Genomic DNA, 18,161 nt, shown 5'->3' with positions numbered 1-18,161 from the left:
GCATCGCATCTAGCGACAGGGATGCTGCAGCGGGGCAAACATCTGGTCGGGGCGGACCGCGGCTTCGCCAAGGGGGGCGGGCTGTTCGCGCCCCTGTTCGCCGGCGGCCTGAACAGGCTGATCGACCGCGTCGACCGCGGCATAAAGGAAGGCCGGATCGAGGCGACCCTGCCGGACGGGAGCTTCCGCATCGTCGGCGGGCGCGGCGAGGGGCCGGCCGCGATCATCCACCTGAAGAGCTGGCGCGCGATGGTCAGGCTCGTCGTCTCGGGCTCGGTCGGCTGGTACGTCGCCTGGGCGCGGGGGGAGTGGACCAGCCCGGACCCGGTGAAGATTTTCGAGATCTTCCTGCGCAACGCGCCCTCGCTCGGCGATACGGGCCGCGCCAAGGGGCCCTGGAAGGCGGTGAACTGGCTCGCGCACCGGCTGCGCGCCAACGGCCGCAAGCGGGCGCGGCGCAACATCGCCCATCATTACGACCTGGGGAATGATTTCTACGCCGCCTGGCTCGATCCCTCGATGACCTATTCGAGCGCGATCTTCCATGCACCGACCCAGACGCTGGAGCGTGCCCAGGAGTCGAAGATCCGGCTGCTGCTCGACCGGCTCGACCTCCAGCCCGGCCAGCGCCTCCTGGAGATCGGCTGCGGCTGGGGCGCGCTCGCCGAGATCGCGGCGCGCGATTACGGCGTCCATGTCACCGGCCTCACCCTCTCCGAGGAACAGAAGGCCTGGGCGGACGCCCGGCTCGCCAAAGCGGGACTCTCCGACAGGGCCGACATCCGGCTCACCGACTATCGCGACGTCGAAGGCCAGTTCGACGCGGTCGCCAGCGTCGAGATGGTGGAGGCGGTGGGCCGGGAATATTGGCCGGCCTATCTCCAGGCCATCGCCAGGGCGCTGAAGCCCGGCGGCAAGGCGGCGATCCAGCTCATCTCGATCCGCGACGACCTCTTCCCGCGCTATGCCGCGAATGCGGACTTCATCCAGACCTATATCTTCCCGGGCGGCATGCTGGTCGGGGAGGCGGAGTTCCGCAGGATCGGCGAGGAAGCCGGTCTCGCCTGGTGCGACCGCATCGGCTACGGCGCTCATTACGCCCAGACCCTGGGGATCTGGCGCTCGCGCTACGACGAAGCGGTGCGCGAGGGCCGGCTCCCGGACGGGTTCGACGAAGCCTTCCACAATCTCTGGCGCTACTATCTCATGTATTGCGAGGGCGGCTTTCGCAGCGGCGGCATCGACGTGGCCCAGGTCACCCTGGTGAAGGACGGGCTTGGGACGGATGGAGGCGGCCATGGCTGATCAGGACGTGACCGCCGCCGACTGGGTGACGCTCGGGGTTGCCCTGCTCCAGGCCGAAGGCCCGGCCTCGCTGGAGGTCTCGCGCCTGTGCCAGAGGCTCGGCTGCAGCCTGGCCGACTTCGAGGCGCATTTCGCGGACACCGGCGCCTATGCGTTGGAGGTGGCGCGGCACTGGGCCGACGGGGCCGAGAAGGCCGCGCGGGAAGCGCGACGCGACAGGAAGCCCAGCGAGCGCCTGCTCGCCATGCTGGCGCTGACCGTCGAGGCCGATGTCGCGCTCGAGCGCGGCGTGCGCGCACTCGCGGCCGATCATGAGGGGGTGGCGGACCTGGTCCGCGCCGCCGACGACCGGCACGAGTTGATCCTCACCACCGATCTCGCCGCGGTCTACGGCCTGGGCGCGGAAGAGGCGCAGGAATTCGGCCGCGCGCTGCACGCGCTCCATGTCGCGACGATGAGCCGGCCGATGGCGGAGGCTAAGACTTGGGGCTCGGGCCCGGCCCGCGCGATCACGGCCCTGCTCGGCTCGAACTTCCCGATCGAGTAAGATCGAAGCGGGCGCCGCTCTCGAAATCCCGCTTCAGCAGCTCGACCACCGCCTGGCCGACCGCGTCGGGCTGCTTCAGCGTCGCCGGGTCCTCGCCCGGAAAGGCGCGGGCGCGCATCTGGGTGGCGGTGGCGCCCGGATTGACGATCGCGGTGCGGATCGGCGTCACGTTGCCGACCTCCTGGCCGTAAGCGGTGACCAAAGTCTCCAGCGCCGCCTTGGACGCGCCATAGGCGCCCCAATAGGCGCGGGGCGCGGCGGCCACGCTCGAGGTCAAGGCCAGCACCCGGCCCGCCTCGCTCCGCCGCAGCATTGGATCGAAGGCCGCGATCAGCGCCTGCTGGGCGAGCAGGTTGAGGGTCAGGACCTTCGAGAATTCCTTTACGTCGATCTGCGCGACCGGGCCGAGCGTGCCGAGCAGGGCGGCGTTGAGCACGAGCATGTCGAGCGCCTCCCAGCGCCCGCCAATGGCACTGGCGAGCCGGCTGATGCTCTCCGGCTCGGTGAGGTCGAGTGGCGCGATCGTCGCCGAGCCGCCGGCCTGGTGGATCTTCTCCTCGACCTGCTCGAGATCAGCCGCGGTGCGTGCAGTCAGCACGACATGGGCGCCTTCCGCGCCCAGCGCCTCCGCGATCGCCGCGCCGATCCCCCGGCTGGCGCCGGTAACCAGGGCGAGTTTTCCTTCGAAAGAACCTGTCATTCTCACTCCGTCATGCCAGCGCAGGCTGGCATCCATTCCGAATCATTGTCTCAAAGGCCGCCTGGACCCCAGCCTTCGCCGGGGCGACGGGGAAGATCAGGCCCGGCGCCCCTCCTGGAGCAGGAGCTGGTTGCGCCGCTCCAGGTCGTCATGGTCGGTGAGGCTGGTCGGATAGTCGCCGGTGAAGCAGGCGTCGCAATGCTGCGGCGCCGCTTCGTCCCGGCCCTCCTCGCCAAGCGCCCGGTAGAGACCCTCGGTCGAGACGAAGGCGAGGCTGTCGGCATGGATGAAGCGGTTCATCGCCGACACGTCCATCTGCGCCGCCAGCAATTTCGCCCGCTCCGGCGTGTCGACCCCGTAGAAGCAGGAGTGGCGGGTCGGCGGGCTGGCGATCCGCATATGGACCTCCCGCGCGCCGGCATCGCGCATCATCTGCACGATCTTCATCGAGGTGGTGCCGCGGACGATCGAATCGTCGACCAGCACGATGCGCTTGCCCTGGATCAGGGCACTGTTCGCATTGTGCTTCAGCTTGACGCCCAGGTGGCGGACATGGTCGCCGGGCTGGATGAAGGTGCGGCCGACATAATGGGAGCGGATGATGCCGAGCTCGAACGGAATACCGGCTTCCTGCGCATAGCCGATCGCCGCCGGCACGCCGCTGTCCGGCACCGGCACGATCAGATCGGCCTCGACCGGGCTCTCGATGGCGAGCTGAGCGCCGATCTTCTTGCGGACATTGTAGACGCTGTGCCCGTCCAGCACGCTGTCCGGCCGCGAGAAATAGATATGCTCGAAGATGCAGGGCCGCGGGCGCTGCGGCGCGAACGGCCGGTGCGAGCGCAGGCCCTTGTCGGAGACCTCGATCAGCTCGCCCGGCTCGACCGAGCGCAAGTAGGTCGCGCCGACGATGTCGAGGGCCACCGTCTCCGAGGCGAAGATGTAGGATTCGCCGAGTCGGCCCATGACCAGGGGACGGATGCCGAGCGGGTCGCGGCAGGCGATCATGCCCTCATTGGTCAGGCAGACTAGGCTGTACGCGCCCTCCACCTGCTTCAGCGCGTCGATGAAACGGTCGAGTAGGGTGCGGTATTCCGACGTGGCGACGAGGTGGATGATCACCTCGGTGTCGCTGGTCGACTGGAAGATCGAGCCGCGCCGGTTGAGCTCGCCGCGCAGCCGCAGCGCGTTCGAAATATTGCCGTTATGCGCGACCGCGAAGCCGCCGAGCGAGAGCTCGGCGAAGAGCGGCTGCACGTTGCGCAAGGCCGTTTCGCCGGTGGTCGAATAGCGGACATGGCCGATCGCGGCGCGCCCGGCGAGCCGGCGGATCACCGCCTCATTCTCGAAATTGTCGGCGACATGACCCATGCCGCGATGGCTGTGGAAGGCCTGGCCGTCGAAGCTGGTCATGCCCGCGGCCTCCTGGCCGCGATGCTGCAGCGCGTGCAGGCCGAGCGCGACCAGGGCCGACGCGCCGTCCGCGCCCCAGACGCCGAAGACGCCGCACTCCTCGCGCAATTTGTCTGAATCGAAGGGGTTGGTGCTAAGCATGTCCGCCTGCTGGCCGGCTGATCCTGGCGCGCATATAGTCATGGCATCGTCATTTGTCGCCCCGGATAAAGGCGGCCCGGACCACAAAATTGCCGGGTCCCGAGCCGGGGGGAGTGCTTGACGTTAACGTAAAGGTGAAGTACGCCATCGCCATGCCCGAGACCGCGCTCCATTCGGACTATCACGAGCCGCGCCAGGTGCGTACCTACACGATCACCCAGCTCTGCGACGAATTCGGCGTCACCGCCCGCGCGCTCCGCTTCTACGAGGACGAGGGCCTGATCTTCCCGAAGCGCAACGGCCTCGCCCGGGTCTATAGCTGGCGGGACCGCGCCCGGCTCGCCTGGATCCTGCGCGGCAAGCGCGTCGGTTTCTCGCTCTCCGACATTCGCGAGATGATCGACCTCTACGATGCCGGCGACGGCCGTCTCTCGCAGCGCCGTGTCACCCTCGAAAAATGCCGCGCCCGGGTCGAGACGCTGAAGAAGCAGAAGCTCGATATCGACGCCACGATCGACGAGCTCGACCGGTTCATCGCCATGGTCGAGGCCAGCGATCCCCAACTCGCCCGATAAGGAACCCGCCTCATGCCCAGCTACACCGCCCCCGTCGCCGACACGCGCTACGTGCTCGAGGAGGTGCTCGGCATCGAGCGCTACTCGAACCTGCCCGGTTTCGAGAACGCGACGCCGGACCTGGTCGAGGCGATCCTGACCGAGGGCGGCCGCTTCGCGGCGGAGGTTTTGTTCCCGCTCAACCGGGTCGGCGACGAGCATGGCTGCGTCCGCCACGAGGACGGCTCGGTGACGACGCCGCCGGGCTTCAAGGAGGCCTATGAGCAATTCTGCGCGGGCGGCTGGACGACGCTCTCGGCGCCGGAGCAATATGGCGGGCAGGGGCTTCCGTCAGTCCTCGCCACCGCCGTCACCGAATATCTGCTCTCCGCCAACCAGGCGCTCGAAATGTATAACGGCCTTACCCAGGGCGCGATCGCCTCGATCCTGGTCAAGGGCTCGGACGAGCAGAAGGAAAAGTACCTCCCCAATATGGTCGCCGGCAAATGGACCGGGACGATGAACCTGACCGAGCCGCATTGCGGCACCGACCTCGGCCTGCTGAGGACGAAGGCCGAGCCCCAGCCCGACGGCACCTACAGGATCACCGGCACCAAGATCTTCATCTCCTCCGGCGAGCACGACATGGCGGAGAACATCATCCACCTCGTCCTCGCCAAGATCACCGGCGCCCCGGACAATGTGAAGGGCATCTCGCTCTTCATCGTGCCGAAGTTCCTGGTCAATGACGACGGCTCGCTCGGCGAGCGCAACGGCGTGGTCTGCGGCTCGATCGAGGAGAAGATGGGCATTCACGGCAACTCGACCTGCCTGCTCAACTACGACAATGCGACCGGCTATCTGATCGGCACCGCGGAGAAGGGGCTGGAGGCGATGTTCATCATGATGAACGCGGCCCGGCTCGGCGTCGGCCTGCAGGGCCTGGCGCAGGGCGAGATCGCCTATCAGAACGCCGTCATCTACGCGAAGGACCGCCGCCAGGGTAAGGCGCTGCGCCCCGAGGAGCGCGAGGAGGGCGCTAAGGCCGACACGATCATCCACCATCCCGACGTCCGCCGCATGCTGATGGAGGCGAAGGCGTTCAACGAGGCGGCGCGCGCGCTCGTCCTCTGGGGCGCGCTGCAGGTCGACATCTCCCGCAAGGCGCAGACCGAGGCGGAGCGCGAGGCGGCCAACGACCTGCTCGGCCTGCTCACCCCGGTGATCAAGGGCTATCTCACCGACAAGGGCTTCGAGGCCGCGGTCAACAGCCAGCAAATCTATGGCGGCCACGGCTATATCCGCGAATGGGGGATGGAGCAGTTCGTCCGCGACGCCCGCATCGCCCAGATTTACGAGGGCACGAACGGCATCCAGGCGCTCGACCTGGTCGGCCGCAAGCTCGGCAAGGACAATGGCCGCGCCATCCAGGCTTTCTTCAGGATCGTCGGCGAGGAGGCCGCGGCGGCCAAGGCCGATCCGGAGCTGGCCGCGCTGGCGAGCGGGCTGGAGCGCGCCAATGGCGACCTGCAGACGGCCTCGCTCTGGCTGATGCAGAACGGCCTCGCCAATCCGAACAATGCCGGCGCCGCGGCCTACCCGTACATGAACCTGATGGGCGTGGTCTGCCTGGGCCTGATGTGGCTGCGCATGGCCAAGGTCAGCAGCGCCGCGCTCGCGAACGGGACGGACAACGAAACCTTTCACCGCAACAAGCTGGCCACCGCCCGCTTCTACGCCGACCGCATTCTGCCGGAGAGCAATGCGCACCGGCGTAAGCTGGAGAGCGGTGCGGACAGCCTGATGGCGTTGCCGGCGGAGGCGTTCTGAGCCGGTAAGCCTTCGTTTATGAAGACCAGCCTAGCCTGGCCGCATGTTCGCCGCGTTCATGCTGATCCTGGCCGGGGTGTCGCAGCCGGCCGCTGGCGTTCGCCTCCCGCAGGGCAGTCATTTCTATCACGCGCCGCCCGTTGCGGTCGACCATGAGGCGGTCGTCGTTTCGCACCGGATCAGCGGTTCGGACACCAGCGCCGGCCAGAACGAGCGCCGGCACTGGATCGTCCGCTCCGGCAGCTGGATTCGCGAGAGCGGTTCGGCGGACGCGCGCAGCGGCTTCGCCTATTCGGACTTCGCCACCGGGATCAGCATCGCCTATTCGCGCGACGCAGACGGCTATCAGAGCCTGACGCGACCGGCGTGCACGAGCGGGTGCTCGGCGAGGATTGCGAGATCTGGCGCACGACCAGGGTTCAGGCGATCGCGGGTGCGGATCTCGAGCTGCTGAGCTGCGACACCGCTGACGGTGTCCAGCTCTGGTCGCGCGCCGTGGGGTTTCGCGGCGTCATTATTGCCGAGTCGCGGACGCTTTCCTTCCGCCGGCGTCCCGTCAGCAGAGACGAGGTCCGGCCGCCGGCCGACCTGCTTCGCTGGGCTTATTGGCGGAACCTGCCCGCGCGGGAAGTACTCCCGGTCTGGCCGTCGCGCCGGCCGCGCGATTACGAGCTCCACCAGCAGGGCGGAGAACATGGCGAGCGGGCGCGCCTGCTGCGCAGCCATGGCGACTGGACCTATACGGACAGGATTCGGGGTTGGGGCGGCCGGCATGTGCGGATCGACAACCGCATCATCCTGTTCGATTATGAAGCGGAGACCGATGGCCGTCCCATCGCTCTCGTCATCCACCGCCTGCACCCCGGACAGGCCGGCCGGGATGACAGTTCGGGCTATCTCCCGATCGCTCCGCCGGCGTCCGAGCGCCTGATCGGCGAGACCTGCACCTGGTCGAATCCGGGCACGATCGGCGAAGTCGTGCGCATCTCCGGGGACCATCGCTACTGCGTGACTGCCGACGGGCTGCCGCTCAGGGTCATCGAGCATCATCACGGGTGGATCGCCAATCTGACCGCGACGAGGCTGATCCGGAGGCCGCCGCCGCTGGACGCGGTGATGCCGCCCGCCGAAGCCTTCGACTGGGCGCGCTGGGGCATCGAGCCGCTCGGCTGAGACGTCAGCGCAAGCCACGCAAACCCCGCAGCCGCGCCTGCCGCTCTTCCCGCGTCATCGCCAGCGCCCAGGTCCAGGCGCCGTCATAGTCATAACCGGTGGGGATCCGCCGCTCGAGCCGGACCATCCGGTTGGCGAACTCCTGCCCATAGAGGTCGGTCCAGACATCGTAGAGGAACAGATAGAGCAGGCGGTGATCGTCGAGCCCGGCGGTCCGCGGCATCTGCGCGGTCAGGCAATGGCCCAGCTCGTGGATCAGCGTCCCGATCGCGGCCGAGCCCGTATAGGTGCCGCGCAGCCGGATCGCGCTGCAGCCATAGCCGGTCATCGGCCGCCCGTCGCGCAGGATGATCTCCAGCGGCCGGGCCGGGAAAGCGAAGCCGCTGTGCCGCTCCAGCGCGGCGACGATCCGGCCACCCTCTCGACTCCAGAGCGCGCGGTAATAGTCGGCGGTCTCCGCGAAGCGGGGCTCGAGCGGGGTGAAGGTCACGGGCGGCGCGGCGGCGCCGAGCAGGAGCCAGAAGCCAAGGCCGGCCGACCACCTCACGACAGCGCCGCCTCGAGCAGGTCCAGCAAAGGCGCCTGGCTCGGCAGGATCTTCTCCCGCGCCTCGTCCAGCGTGAACCAGGCCGCGCGGTCGATCTCCGGCCAGGCCTGGAAGCGCCCGCTGCGCGGCGGCCATTCCAGAGTGAACGTATTGCTGCTGATCGCCCCGGGATCGAGCGCGCCCTCCAGCGCGAAGGCCTCGACATATTTGCCGCCTTTCTGCCGGATCCGGCCCAGCGGGACGAGGGGGCCCTCCGCCGGAAAGCCCAGTTCCTCCTCGAACTCCCGCCGCGCCGCCTGCTCGTGCGTCTCGCCTTCCCCGACCAGGCCCTTGGGGATCGCCCAGGCACCGGCGTCGCGCTTCGCCCAAGCCGGGCCGCCGAAATGGCCGAGCAGCACCTCCGGCGCGCCGCCCGCGCCATGACGCCACATCAGGATGCCCGCGCTCAGCACCATCAGGTCCGCATAGGCCGCTCTTGCCAGCGGCGCCAGCGCGTGGCCAAGTGGGAGCGAGGGAGGCGTCATGCTGGTCACCGAGCTCATCCGCCGCGGGGCGCTCTATCACCGGGATCGCCCGGCGTTGCTGTTCGGCGAACGCGCGATGACCTTTGCCGAGGTCGAGACCCTGTCCAACCGACTCGCGCAGGTGCTGGGCGGCCGGCTCGGGCTCGGCAAGGGCAGCCCGGTCTGCCTGCTGCTCGACAACGACCTGGTCTCGGTACCAACCGATTTCGCCTGCGTAAAGGCCGGGCTGGTCCGCACGCCGCTGAATGGCCGCCTGTCGCTCGACGAGCAGCTGGCGATGATCGCCAGGACCGGCGCGCTGACCCTGATCTACGGCCCGGCCCAGGCGGAGCGGGCCGCGTTGGTGAAGGCCGCTCGCCCCGATCTCACCATCTGCGGCGCCGGCGACGACCAGGTGGGCCCCGATCTGCTCGTGCTCGCCGACGATGCGCCTGACCGCGACCCGCGGCTCGATCACCAGCCCGACGACGTGATCCTCGCGCTCTTCACCTCGGGCACGACCGGCACGCTGAAGGCCGTGCACCACACCCATGCCAGCTACGCGGCGGTGGTCCAGAACGTGCTCGCCAACGTGATCGACCCGCAGCGCGGCCAGATCATGCTCCATGCCGCCTCGCTCATCCACGCCAGCGGCTGCTTCGTCATGCCTTACTGGCTGCGTGGCGGCATTGCGGCGATCCTGCCCGGCTTCACCCCGCCTTCCTATATCGAGGCGATCGAGCGGCTGCGGCCACAGGCGCTGAACCTCGTGCCGACCATGCTGCAGATGCTGTTCCAGACGCCGGGCATCGACGAGGCCGATCTCTCCTCGGTCGAGACCATCGTCTACGGCGCGTCGCCCATGCCGCGTCCCGTGCTGGAGAAGGCGCTGGCCCGCTGGGGCCCGGTCTTCGTCCAATATTACGGGCAGACCGAGGCGCCGCTCGCAATTTGCTGCATGAGCAAGGCCGACCATGCGGACGCGCCGCCCGAGCGCCTGCTCTCCTGCGGCCGGCCCAGCCCGGAGACCGAGATCAGGCTGGTCGACGAGGGCGGGCAGGAGGTCCCGCCCGGCGAGGCCGGCGAGATCCTGCTGCGCGCGCCCTTCATGATGAAGGGCTATTCCGATCCTGCCCTGACCGCGGAGGCGATCCTGCCCGGCGGCTGGCTGCGCACGCGCGACATCGGCCGCTTCGACGCGGAGGGCTATCTCACCCTCGTCGACCGCACCTCCGACATGATCGTCACCGGCGGCTACAACGTCTATCCGCGCGAGGTGGAGGACGTGCTGGCCGGGCATGAAGCGGTGGCCCAGGCCGCCGTGGTCGGCCTGCCCGACGAGCGCTGGGGCGAGATCGTGACCGCCTTCGTCATCCTGCGCCAGGGCGCCGCTGCCGACGAGACGGCGCTGATCGCGCACGCCCATGCCCATCTCGCCGGCTACAAGGCGCCGAAGGCGGTGCGCTTCGTGGAGTCCATCCCGTTGAGCCCGGTCGGCAAGCCGCTCCGCCGGGCCTTGCGCGATCCCTTCTGGGTGGGACGGGAGCGGCGGATATGAGCGTCCGTGTCGAGCGGGACGGCGCGGTGGTCACCATCGTCATCGACCGGCCGGAGGCGCGCAACGCGGTCGATCCGGCGACCGCCGAGGCGCTGCGCCAGGCCTTCGATGTCTTCGAGGCGGACGAAAGCGCGCGCGTCGCCGTCCTGACCGGCGCCGGCGGCCATTTCTGCGCGGGCTTCGACCTCAAGGCGCTGGCCGGCGGCGGCGTCGATTACGACCCGGCGGGCGAAGGTCCGATGGGGCCGACGCGCCGGCTGCTCTCCAAGCCGGTGCTGGCCGCGGTCGAGGGCTATGCGGTGGCCGGCGGACTGGAGCTGGCGCTCTGGTGCGACCTCAGGATCGCCGCGGCGAGCGCGACCTTCGGGGTCTTCTGCCGGCGCTGGGGCGTGCCTTTGATCGACGGCGGCACCGTGCGGCTGCCGCGGATCGTCGGGCAGGGCAGGGCGCTGGACATGATCCTTACCGGGCGCCCGGTCGGGGCCGAGGAGGCGCTCGCCATGGGCCTCGCCAACCGGGTCGTGCCGGACGGGCAGGCGCGGGCCGAGGCCGAAAACATCGCGCAACAAATCGCCCGCTTCCCGCAACTTTGCCTGCGCACCGACCGCCACAGCGCCTGCGCAGCCTGGGACCACGACCTGGCAGGGGCGCTCCGGGCCGAGGCGGTCGCCGGCGAGGCCCCCGTCCTCGAGGGCGCCAGAGAGGGCGCCGCCCGCTTCGCCGGCGGAGACGGCCGCCGCGGCACTTTCGACAACATCCGGAAGGGGTGAAGATGCATTATCTGCTGCTGCCGCTGAGACGTTACGCGGACTTTTCGGGGCGCTCGCGGCGGCTCGAATTCTGGCTGTGGGCGCTGCTGAACACGGTCGTCGCGGGCATCCTGACGGTCATGATCCTGATGTCTGTGTTCGACGCGCTGGCCGGCCTCAGGGACCGCGCCGCCGCGGGCGAGTTCGACGGCCTTGCCGGCAGCGAGTTGGGCTACGTGGATCTGAATGGGGATGTCTTCTACGTGCCGCCGGAGATCCTCTTCCGGACCGTCTTCGAAGCCATGGGCGTTCCGGGCATCCTGTTCCTGATCTATTCCGTGCTGCTCTTCATTCCGAACCTGGCAGTGAGCGTGCGGCGCCTCCACGATCAGGACAAATCGGGCTGGTGGATCCTGATCGGGTTCATCCCCATCGTGGGCGGGATCTGGCTGCTCGTCCTCTATCTGCTCGACGGCACGCGAGGCCCCAATCGCTTCGGACCCGATCCCAAGGAGCCGCCAACCTCGCAGATCTTCACCTGAGGGGCCATTGCGGCCGGCCTCCCGCGCCGATAGAGAGCGGCACGTGCCCCTGTGGCGGAATTGGTAGACGCGCTCGACTCAAAATCGAGTTCCGCAAGGAGTGCCCGTTCGAGTCGGGCCAGGGGCACCACCATCGGGAGCGGATATCGCCGGCTGTTCGTACCGCTCATTCCCGCCGCAATTCTGCCTTCTCAGCCGCCCGCGCGTCGGGCATGGTCGCGCCATGAGGAAGCCGGCAGACAAGATGAAGGAAACGCTGCCGACACGGCGCCGGACGCGCTCGATCCTGCCGCGCGCCTCCGAGGTGCCGGCGCCCGAGGATGCCGGCAACAATATCTGGCGGCGCGACCGGCTGCTCGCCTCGATGACGCTGATCACCGGCGCCGGGGTGCTGATCGCCCTGCCGTTCGCGCTCCGGGCCGGCGCGGAATTCTTCCTGCCGGTGACCGCTGCGCTGGTAATCGCCATCGCCCTCGTCCCGCCGCTCGAATGGATGGAGCGACGCCGGGTGCCCTCGGGCCTCGCGGCTTTTCTCTGCCTGATGCTGTTTCTGGTGATCGCCAATGCCGCGATCGCAGCCATCGTCTTCCCCGCCAGCGAATGGGTCAGGATGCTGCCCGAGCGGATCGAGCGCGTGCGCAGCACGCTGGCGCCGATCATCGAGGCCTTTTCGGACCTCGATTCCTTCATCAGCAACGTCACCCACCAATTCTCGAGCGGGCCAGGCCTCGCCAGCCAGACGGTGACCGTCGAGACTCCCAATTCCCTGCTGTCGATCATCGCCACGTCGGCGCCATTCGCCCTGATCCAGATGTTCTTCGCGACCCTGGTGATCTACTTCTTCCTCGCCGGCTGGACGAAGATGCGCAAGCGCACGATCACCAACCGGGCGAGCTTCGACGGTGCGATGACGACGGCGCGGGTGATCCAGCAGGTGGTCGACGCGACCTCCACCTATCTCGGCACGATCACGGTGGTGAACATCAGCCTCGGCCTGCTCGTCGGCCTGATCCTCTGGGCGATCGGCATGGAATCGCCGCTCATGTGGGGCGGCATCGTCGCCGTGCTCAACTATATCCCCTATCTGGGCCCGATCGTGGCGGCGCTGTTGCTCGGCGTCGGCGGCCTGATGGTGTTCGACGAGCCCTGGCGGGCGATGCTGCCCTCGATCATCTTCATCGTCCTGCACCTGATCGAGGCGAACATCGTCACTCCGACCGTGGTCGGGCGAAGGCTCACCATCAATCCGCTGATGATCCTGCTCGCCCTGAGCTTCTGGGCCTGGGTCTGGGGGACGACGGGGGCGCTGCTGGCGGTGCCGCTGCTGATCATCCTGAACACGGTTTTCGCCGCCGCGGGCAAGCCGGACATTACCGGTTTCCTGTTCGAGGAAGGGACTTTGGTGCAGGACCCGGACGAGCCCCGGAATCATTCGCCGCCGGTCGCTTGACAGGCCCCGGCACCTTCACTAGGTCGCCGCCTTCACCGCACGCGGGTGTAGCTCAGTTGGTTAGAGCGCCGGCCTGTCACGCCGGAGGTCGCGGGTTCGAGCCCCGTCACTCGCGCCATTATCTTCCGTCCAGAGTCCAGCCTTGCACGCGCACCGTCGCGCAGGCCGGCGTGCCGTCCGCGCGGTGCCCTGCACGGTGCCGACGAGCCGTTTCCCCGCCATCGCGCCGTCGAGCAGGGCCGGCGGGATGTCGTGGATGTCGATCTTCATCCGGCGGCTCCAGCAGGCGTCGTGAGCGCCCGCCTGCCGCCTGATCGCGATATAGACGAAGCGCCGCTCCGGGCCCTCGCTGCGCACCTGCTCGCCGCAATATTTCGGCCGGGCGCGATGCGGACCGGGAAATCGAAGCAGAGCGGCTCCCCGGACGCCGAGACCCTGGCATCGACGGGCTGGTTCTTGTCCTGCAGGCTGTGCGCCACGCCGGGCACCGGATCCTCGACCACGAGGCGCAGGCGGATCTCGTTCCGGGCGCCGCGCGCCGTCATCCCGCCTTGCGCCAGCGGCCCGTCTCCATCCAGCGGAGCACGGGCTTCAGCGGGAAGATCCAGGCGATTCCCGCGACGACGTAGAACGGCGTCTGCGCCCAGATGGGCGCATCCTTGATCAGCCCGCCGATGCTGGCCGCGCCGACGCACCAGAGGACAATCCAGGCCAGGATCAGGGCCATGCCGGCGCCCTGCCGCCATGTCGGTTCTACGCGCATGCCACCCATTCGCCCGGAGTCGCGACCGCGTCCAGCCTCATGTCCCAGGGATCGACGGGGAGGGGGCCGTCGACGAGCTGGTCCGGCCAGCACAGGCCGATCGTCATGACCGGACGGCCGCCGCCACGGAGATTGGCGAGGGCGCGGTCATAATGGCCCTTGCCGTGGCCGATCCGGACGCCGCTGCGGTCGGCGAGAACGATGGGGACGAGGACGATGTCGGGCAGCAGCGCCTCCGCCTCCGCGGGCGGCTGGGCGACGCCCCAGGGGCTCGGTTCGGTCGCCGGCCCCTCGCGCCAGAGGAAGATCGCGTCGCGATGCTCGAACCAGGGCAGGCCGTAGCGCTGGCCAGCGCCGAGCCCGGCGAGGATCGGCGCCGGACTGATTTCATCCTTGAGCGGATGATAAGCGGCGATCACGCGGGCGCCGAGCAGGTGCGGGAGCACGATCTGCGCCAGCGCCTGCTCCAGGGCCGCGCGGGTGGCGTCGTCGAGGCTCTCGGCATAAGCGCGCCGGCGCCGGAGGCCCTCGGCGCGCAGGTCGCTCTTGCTGGGGGAAGGGGTGGGTGACGGGACCGCCATGGCCGTTTGCCGGAATATCCACTGACGCCAGAACGTCAGGTGGGGGCCATGTACGTCGGGCCAGGGCCCGGGCAGGGACAGCCCCCGAGGATGTCTTATCGCCTCAGGGATGTTCTCTAGAGCTCGTACCGGGCAGTACCCGTCACCGGCCTATCTAGGAAGTTCAGCCGTCCTTCTCAAGGCTGTCGGCCAGGGCTTCCATCCGCGCGGCGAGGCGCTCCAGCGCCTGGGCGACCGCCGGGTCGGGCGGCGGCGGGGGCGGCTCGACGAGGCCGGCGCCGGCGCGCATCTCCTTGATGTCGTCGGCCATGAGCAAGGCGGCGAACAGCAACTGGCGGGTCTCCGTGAGGCTGCCCAGGGCCTCGGAGGCGTCGCGGGCGCGCTGGTCGACCATGGCGGCGACCGAGTGGAGGTGCGCCTCCTCGCCGTCCCGGCAGGCGACATTGTAGCGGCGGCCGGCGACCTCGATATCGATCGACGCCATCAGCGATTCTCGCTTTCGAGCAGGAGGTCGATCTGGCCGATCGCACCCTCGACGCGGGCGCGCAACGCCTGGTGGGCGGTACGCAGCTCGATCAGTTCGGCCGGATCGGAGGATGATTGTGAGGATCTGCGGCCAGAGGCCTCGATTCGCGCCAGCGCGCGCTCGATCCGGGCAATCGCATCAAGGGCGCGTACATCCCCCATAGGCAACGGCATAACATGATCGGGAGCTACCGCAAACTGCCACGGTTGACGGGCGCGCGAGGGCGGATAAAGGGACCGCAGCGTCTCCACGCGTCCATTTCCGGATAGACCCCAAGGAGCCTATGGCCGCCCCGATCCGCACGCTCGCCAACGCCATCCGCGCCCTTGCGATGGATGCGGTCGAGGCCGCAAACAGCGGCCATCCCGGCATGCCCATGGGCATGGCCGACGCCGCCACTGTCCTCTGGACCGAATATCTGAAGCACGATCCTGCGGATCCGAAATGGCCTGACCGCGACCGCTTCGTGCTCTCGGCCGGCCACGGCTCGATGCTGATCTACGCCTTGCTGCACCTGACGGGCTATGCGCATCCGACGATCGACGAGATCCGCCATTTCCGCCAGCTGGGCAGCCCCTGCGCCGGCCATCCCGAGAATTTCCTGCTGGACGGCGTCGAGGCGACGACCGGGCCGCTCGGTCAGGGCTTGGCGATGGCGGTCGGCATGGCGATCGCGGAGCGCCATCTGAACGCCGCGTTCGGCGACGAGCTGGTCGATCACCGCACCTGGGTGATCGCTGGCGACGGCTGCCTGATGGAGGGCGTGAATCACGAGGCGGCGGGCCTTGCCGGCCATCTCGGGCTCGGCCGGCTCAACGTGCTCTGGGACGACAACAGGATCACGATCGACGGTGCCACCGATCTTTCGACCTCGGAGGATATCGAGGCGCGCTACCGGGCCTATGGCTGGCATGTGGTGCGCTGCGACGGCCTCGACGCCGACGACGTCCGCCGCGCGCTCGACGAGGCGGTGGCCGATGAGCGGCCGAGCCTGATCGCCTGCCGAACGGTCATCGGCTTCGGCGCGCCCAACAAGCAGGGCACGGCGGCAACGCACGGCGCCGCTCTGGGCGCGGACGAGGTGGCGGCGGCGCGAGCGGAGCTGGGCTGGGACTATCCGCCCTTCGAAATCCCGGCCGGGCTGCTCAGCACCTGGCATGCGCTGGGCGCGCGGGGGCAGGAGGCGCACGGCGCCTGGAATGCGCGTCTCGCCGCCAGCGACTTGGCCGCAGAGTTCAGCCGCCGGATGGCCGGGGACCTGCCCGAGGGCTTCTCGCTCGACGATTATATCGCCGGGCTGATCGCCAACCCGCAGAAGCTGGCGACGCGCAAGGCGTCGGAGGCCGCGCTCGGCGCGATCAACGCGCTGCTGCCGGAGACGATCGGCGGCTCCGCCGACCTCACTGGTTCGAACAACACCAAAACGAAGGGCCAGAACCCTCTGACGAAAGAGGATTATTCTGGCCGTTACATCTATTACGGCATCCGCGAATTCGGCATGGGCGCGGCGATGAACGGCATGGCGCTGCACGGCGGAGTGATCCCCTATGGCGGCACCTTCCTGGTCTTCGCCGATTATGCCCGCCCCGCCATCCGCCTCTCCGCGCTGCAGCAGGCGCGCGTCATCTATGTGATGACCCACGATTCGATCGGCCTCGGCGAGGACGGGCCGACGCACCAGCCCGTCGAGCATCTGATGAGCCTCAGGGCCATGCCCAATCTCGACGTTTACCGCCCCGCGGACGTGGTCGAGACCGCGGAATGCTGGGAGCTGGCGCTGCGCAAGACGGACGGGCCGTCTTTGCTCGCCCTGACCCGGCAGAATCTGCCGCAAGTCCGTACCGAGGCTTCGGAAAACCTCTCGGCCCGGGGCGCCTACCGGCTGCGCGCCGCCGCCGCGCACCGCCGGGTGGTGCTGCTCGCCACCGGCTCCGAGGTCGAGGTGGCGCTGGCGACGGCCGAAGTGCTCGAGGGGCAGGGGATCGGGGCCGACGTCGTCTCCATGCCCTGCTGGAGCCTGTTCGACGCGCAGGACCCGGTCTGGCGCGCCGGCCTCATCCCCGGCGACGCGCTGATCGTCTCGATCGAGGCGGGCGCGACCCTCGGCTGGGAGCGCTATACCGGCCGCAAGGGCCTGAATATCGGCCTCGACCGGTTCGGCGCCTCGGCGCCCGCCGGCGACCTCTTCAAGCGCTTCGGCTTCACCGCCGGGGCGATCGTGCCGCAGATCATTGCGGCCCTGGAAACTCAAGGAGATCAGTAAGATGGCAACCAGAGTTGCAATTAACGGCTTCGGCCGGATCGGCCGCCTCGTGGCCCGCGCTTTGCTCGCGAAGCAGGAGAGCGGCCTCGAGCTGGTCTCGATCAACGACCTGGCCGACGCCGAGTCCAACGCGTTGCTGTTCAAGCGCGATTCCGTGCACGGCCCCTATCCGGGCGAGGTCCGCGCCGACGGCAACGACCTGATCATCGACGGCCGGCGGATCCACGTCACCGCCGAGAAGGACCCGGCGAAGCTGCCGCACGCGGCAAACAATATCGACCTGGTCCTCGAATGCACCGGCTTCTTCGCGGATCGTGAGAAGGCGAGCGCGCATCTCACTGCCGGCGCGAAGAAAGTCCTGATTTCAGCGCCCGCCAAGGGCGTCGATCTCACCGTCGTCTACGGGGTCAATCACGATCAGCTGAAGGCGGAGCATGTGATCGTCTCCAACGCTTCCTGCACGACCAACTGCCTGGCGCCGGTCGCCAAGGTGATGCACGACAATATCGGCATCGCCCGCGGCCTGATGACGACGATCCACGCCTACACCAACGACCAGCGCATCCTCGACCAGATCCACAGCGACAAGCGTCGCGCGCGCGCCGCCGCCATGTCGCTCATCCCGACCACCACGGGCGCCGCCCGCGCCGTTGGCGAGGTGCTGCCGGAGCTCAAGGGCAAACTGGACGGCTCCTCGGTGCGCGTGCCGACGCCGAACGTCAGCCTCGTCGACCTCACCTTCACGCCGGAGCGCGACACCACCGTCGAGGAGGTGAACGCCCTCCTCAAGGCGGCCGCCGAGAGCGGCCCGCTCGCCGGCATCCTCGACTATAGCGAGGAGCCGCTGGTCTCGATCGACTATAATCACTGCCCGGCCAGCTCGACCGTCGACAGCCTCGAGACCGCGGTGCTCGAGGGCAAGCTCGTCCGCGTCGTCTCCTGGTACGACAATGAATGGGGCTTCTCGAACCGGATGATCGACACCGCGACCGCGATGGCGAAGCTCGGCTGACGTC

At 68.7% G+C, this 18,161-nt stretch carries 20 protein-coding genes, 2 tRNA genes and 1 pseudogene; 14 read left to right on the top strand and 9 right to left on the bottom strand.

Going from position 1 to position 18,161, the window contains the following annotated elements; translation table 11 throughout:
* The first annotated feature begins 21 nt into the window (after positions 1 to 21).
* Both VEC11_RS04490 and VEC11_RS04485 read left to right on the top strand, forming a co-directional pair.
* On the top strand, positions 22 to 1,305 hold the full coding sequence (locus VEC11_RS04490) for a class I SAM-dependent methyltransferase (RefSeq protein ID WP_464129397.1): 1,284 nt from the start codon (positions 22 to 24) through the stop codon (positions 1,303 to 1,305).
* Positions 1,298 to 1,852, top strand: a complete 555-nt coding sequence (locus VEC11_RS04485; RefSeq protein ID WP_464129395.1) for a TetR/AcrR family transcriptional regulator — start codon at positions 1,298 to 1,300, stop codon at positions 1,850 to 1,852. Before VEC11_RS04490 ends, VEC11_RS04485 begins: the two co-directional genes overlap by 8 nt.
* Here VEC11_RS04485 and VEC11_RS04480 read toward each other — a convergent pair.
* Together VEC11_RS04480 and purF are read right to left on the bottom strand one after the other, a co-directional pair.
* Positions 1,815 to 2,552, bottom strand: a complete 738-nt coding sequence (locus VEC11_RS04480) for an SDR family NAD(P)-dependent oxidoreductase (RefSeq protein WP_464129394.1) — start codon at positions 2,550 to 2,552, stop codon at positions 1,815 to 1,817. The two genes, VEC11_RS04485 and VEC11_RS04480, sit on opposite strands and share 38 nt — an antisense overlap.
* A 96-nt stretch (positions 2,553 to 2,648) precedes the next feature.
* Positions 2,649 to 4,106: an amidophosphoribosyltransferase gene (purF, locus tag VEC11_RS04475; protein WP_464129393.1), complete on the bottom strand. Its 1,458-nt coding sequence runs from the start codon at positions 4,104 to 4,106 to the stop codon at positions 2,649 to 2,651.
* A gap of 152 nt (positions 4,107 to 4,258) precedes the next feature.
* Between purF and VEC11_RS04470 the strand changes: the two genes are divergently transcribed.
* Genes VEC11_RS04470 through VEC11_RS04455 form a run of 4 tightly spaced genes read left to right on the top strand, consistent with a single transcriptional unit; the run spans position 4,259 to position 7,663 of the window.
* A complete protein-coding gene (locus VEC11_RS04470; protein ID WP_464129703.1) occupies positions 4,259 to 4,681 on the top strand; it encodes a MerR family transcriptional regulator in 423 nt (140 codons plus the stop codon).
* A 12-nt stretch (positions 4,682 to 4,693) separates the two neighbouring features.
* Positions 4,694 to 6,490 carry an acyl-CoA dehydrogenase C-terminal domain-containing protein gene (locus VEC11_RS04465; RefSeq protein WP_464129391.1) on the top strand — a complete coding sequence of 599 codons (1,797 nt, stop codon included), beginning with the start codon at positions 4,694 to 4,696 and terminating at the stop codon, positions 6,488 to 6,490.
* A 43-nt stretch (positions 6,491 to 6,533) separates the two neighbouring features.
* Positions 6,534 to 6,944 (top strand): hypothetical protein, encoded by a 411-nt coding sequence (locus tag VEC11_RS04460; RefSeq protein WP_464129389.1) that lies wholly within the window; start codon positions 6,534 to 6,536, stop codon positions 6,942 to 6,944.
* Positions 6,857 to 7,663, top strand: coding sequence for a hypothetical protein (locus VEC11_RS04455; protein ID WP_464129388.1), 807 nt, complete (start codon positions 6,857 to 6,859; stop codon positions 7,661 to 7,663). The genes VEC11_RS04460 and VEC11_RS04455 overlap by 88 nt, the downstream gene beginning before the upstream one ends.
* A gap of 4 nt (positions 7,664 to 7,667) precedes the next feature.
* Here the strand turns inward: VEC11_RS04455 and VEC11_RS04450 are convergent, their stop codons facing one another.
* Both VEC11_RS04450 and VEC11_RS04445 read right to left on the bottom strand, forming a co-directional pair.
* Entirely contained in the window at positions 7,668 to 8,210 is a 543-nt protein-coding gene (locus VEC11_RS04450) for a hypothetical protein (RefSeq protein ID WP_464129387.1), read from the bottom strand.
* Positions 8,207 to 8,734 (bottom strand): NUDIX hydrolase, encoded by a 528-nt coding sequence (locus tag VEC11_RS04445; protein ID WP_464129702.1) that lies wholly within the window; start codon positions 8,732 to 8,734, stop codon positions 8,207 to 8,209. Before VEC11_RS04445 ends, VEC11_RS04450 begins: the two co-directional genes overlap by 4 nt.
* On the opposite strand from VEC11_RS04445, the gene VEC11_RS04440 reads away from it, so the two are divergent.
* The 6 genes from VEC11_RS04440 to VEC11_RS04415 all read left to right on the top strand — a co-directional run bounded on the left by VEC11_RS04440 (position 8,733) and on the right by VEC11_RS04415 (position 13,130).
* The gene (locus VEC11_RS04440) at positions 8,733 to 10,271 is read left to right on the top strand and encodes an AMP-binding protein (protein WP_464129384.1); all 1,539 of its coding nucleotides are present in this window, start codon (positions 8,733 to 8,735) and stop codon (positions 10,269 to 10,271) included. The genes VEC11_RS04445 and VEC11_RS04440 overlap by 2 nt on opposite strands.
* Positions 10,268 to 11,041, top strand: a complete 774-nt coding sequence (locus VEC11_RS04435) for a crotonase/enoyl-CoA hydratase family protein (RefSeq protein ID WP_464129382.1) — start codon at positions 10,268 to 10,270, stop codon at positions 11,039 to 11,041. Before VEC11_RS04440 ends, VEC11_RS04435 begins: the two co-directional genes overlap by 4 nt.
* Before the next feature lie 2 nt (positions 11,042 to 11,043).
* Positions 11,044 to 11,562: a DUF805 domain-containing protein gene (locus tag VEC11_RS04430; RefSeq protein WP_464129381.1), complete on the top strand. Its 519-nt coding sequence runs from the start codon at positions 11,044 to 11,046 to the stop codon at positions 11,560 to 11,562.
* Positions 11,563 to 11,607: 45 nt separating this feature from the next.
* Positions 11,608 to 11,692, top strand: a tRNA-Leu gene (locus VEC11_RS04425).
* 234 nt (positions 11,693 to 11,926) lie between these two features.
* Positions 11,927 to 13,012, top strand: a complete 1,086-nt coding sequence (locus VEC11_RS04420) for an AI-2E family transporter (RefSeq protein WP_464129700.1) — start codon at positions 11,927 to 11,929, stop codon at positions 13,010 to 13,012.
* Positions 13,013 to 13,053: 41 nt separating this feature from the next.
* Positions 13,054 to 13,130: transfer RNA gene (locus tag VEC11_RS04415), tRNA-Asp, on the top strand.
* Positions 13,131 to 13,243: 113 nt separating this feature from the next.
* Here the strand turns inward: VEC11_RS04415 and VEC11_RS04410 are convergent.
* From VEC11_RS04410 to VEC11_RS04390, 5 genes and pseudogenes are all read right to left on the bottom strand, one after another.
* Positions 13,244 to 13,369, bottom strand: a pseudogene (locus VEC11_RS04410) (DUF5990 family protein); the annotation flags it as partial.
* Between the two features lie 184 nt (positions 13,370 to 13,553).
* The gene (locus tag VEC11_RS04405; RefSeq protein WP_464129379.1) at positions 13,554 to 13,775 is read right to left on the bottom strand and encodes a DUF2842 domain-containing protein; all 222 of its coding nucleotides are present in this window, start codon (positions 13,773 to 13,775) and stop codon (positions 13,554 to 13,556) included.
* Entirely contained in the window at positions 13,766 to 14,356 is a 591-nt protein-coding gene (locus VEC11_RS04400) for a 5-formyltetrahydrofolate cyclo-ligase (RefSeq protein ID WP_464129378.1), read from the bottom strand. The genes VEC11_RS04405 and VEC11_RS04400 overlap by 10 nt, the downstream gene beginning before the upstream one ends.
* 163 nt (positions 14,357 to 14,519) lie before the next feature.
* Entirely contained in the window at positions 14,520 to 14,840 is a 321-nt protein-coding gene (locus tag VEC11_RS04395; RefSeq protein ID WP_464129376.1) for a cell division protein ZapA, read from the bottom strand.
* Positions 14,840 to 15,043: a hypothetical protein gene (locus VEC11_RS04390; protein ID WP_464129375.1), complete on the bottom strand. Its 204-nt coding sequence runs from the start codon at positions 15,041 to 15,043 to the stop codon at positions 14,840 to 14,842. Before VEC11_RS04390 ends, VEC11_RS04395 begins: the two co-directional genes overlap by 1 nt.
* Before the next feature lie 122 nt (positions 15,044 to 15,165).
* Between VEC11_RS04390 and tkt the strand changes: the two genes are divergently transcribed.
* Positions 15,166 to 17,145: a transketolase gene (gene tkt, locus VEC11_RS04385; RefSeq protein WP_464129373.1), complete on the top strand. Its 1,980-nt coding sequence runs from the start codon at positions 15,166 to 15,168 to the stop codon at positions 17,143 to 17,145.
* Between the two features lies 1 nt (position 17,146).
* Positions 17,147 to 18,157 carry a type I glyceraldehyde-3-phosphate dehydrogenase gene (gap, locus tag VEC11_RS04380; protein ID WP_464129371.1) on the top strand — a complete coding sequence of 337 codons (1,011 nt, stop codon included), beginning with the start codon at positions 17,147 to 17,149 and terminating at the stop codon, positions 18,155 to 18,157.
* Positions 18,158 to 18,161: the final 4 nt, after the last annotated feature.

Origin of the sequence: Allosphingosinicella sp. (assembly GCF_035626655.1) — a bacterium.
Lineage (GTDB): Bacteria > Pseudomonadota > Alphaproteobacteria > Sphingomonadales > Sphingomonadaceae > Allosphingosinicella.
The sequence above is the reverse complement of the archived record's forward strand: the minus strand, read 5'-3'. Positions and strand labels throughout refer to the sequence as shown.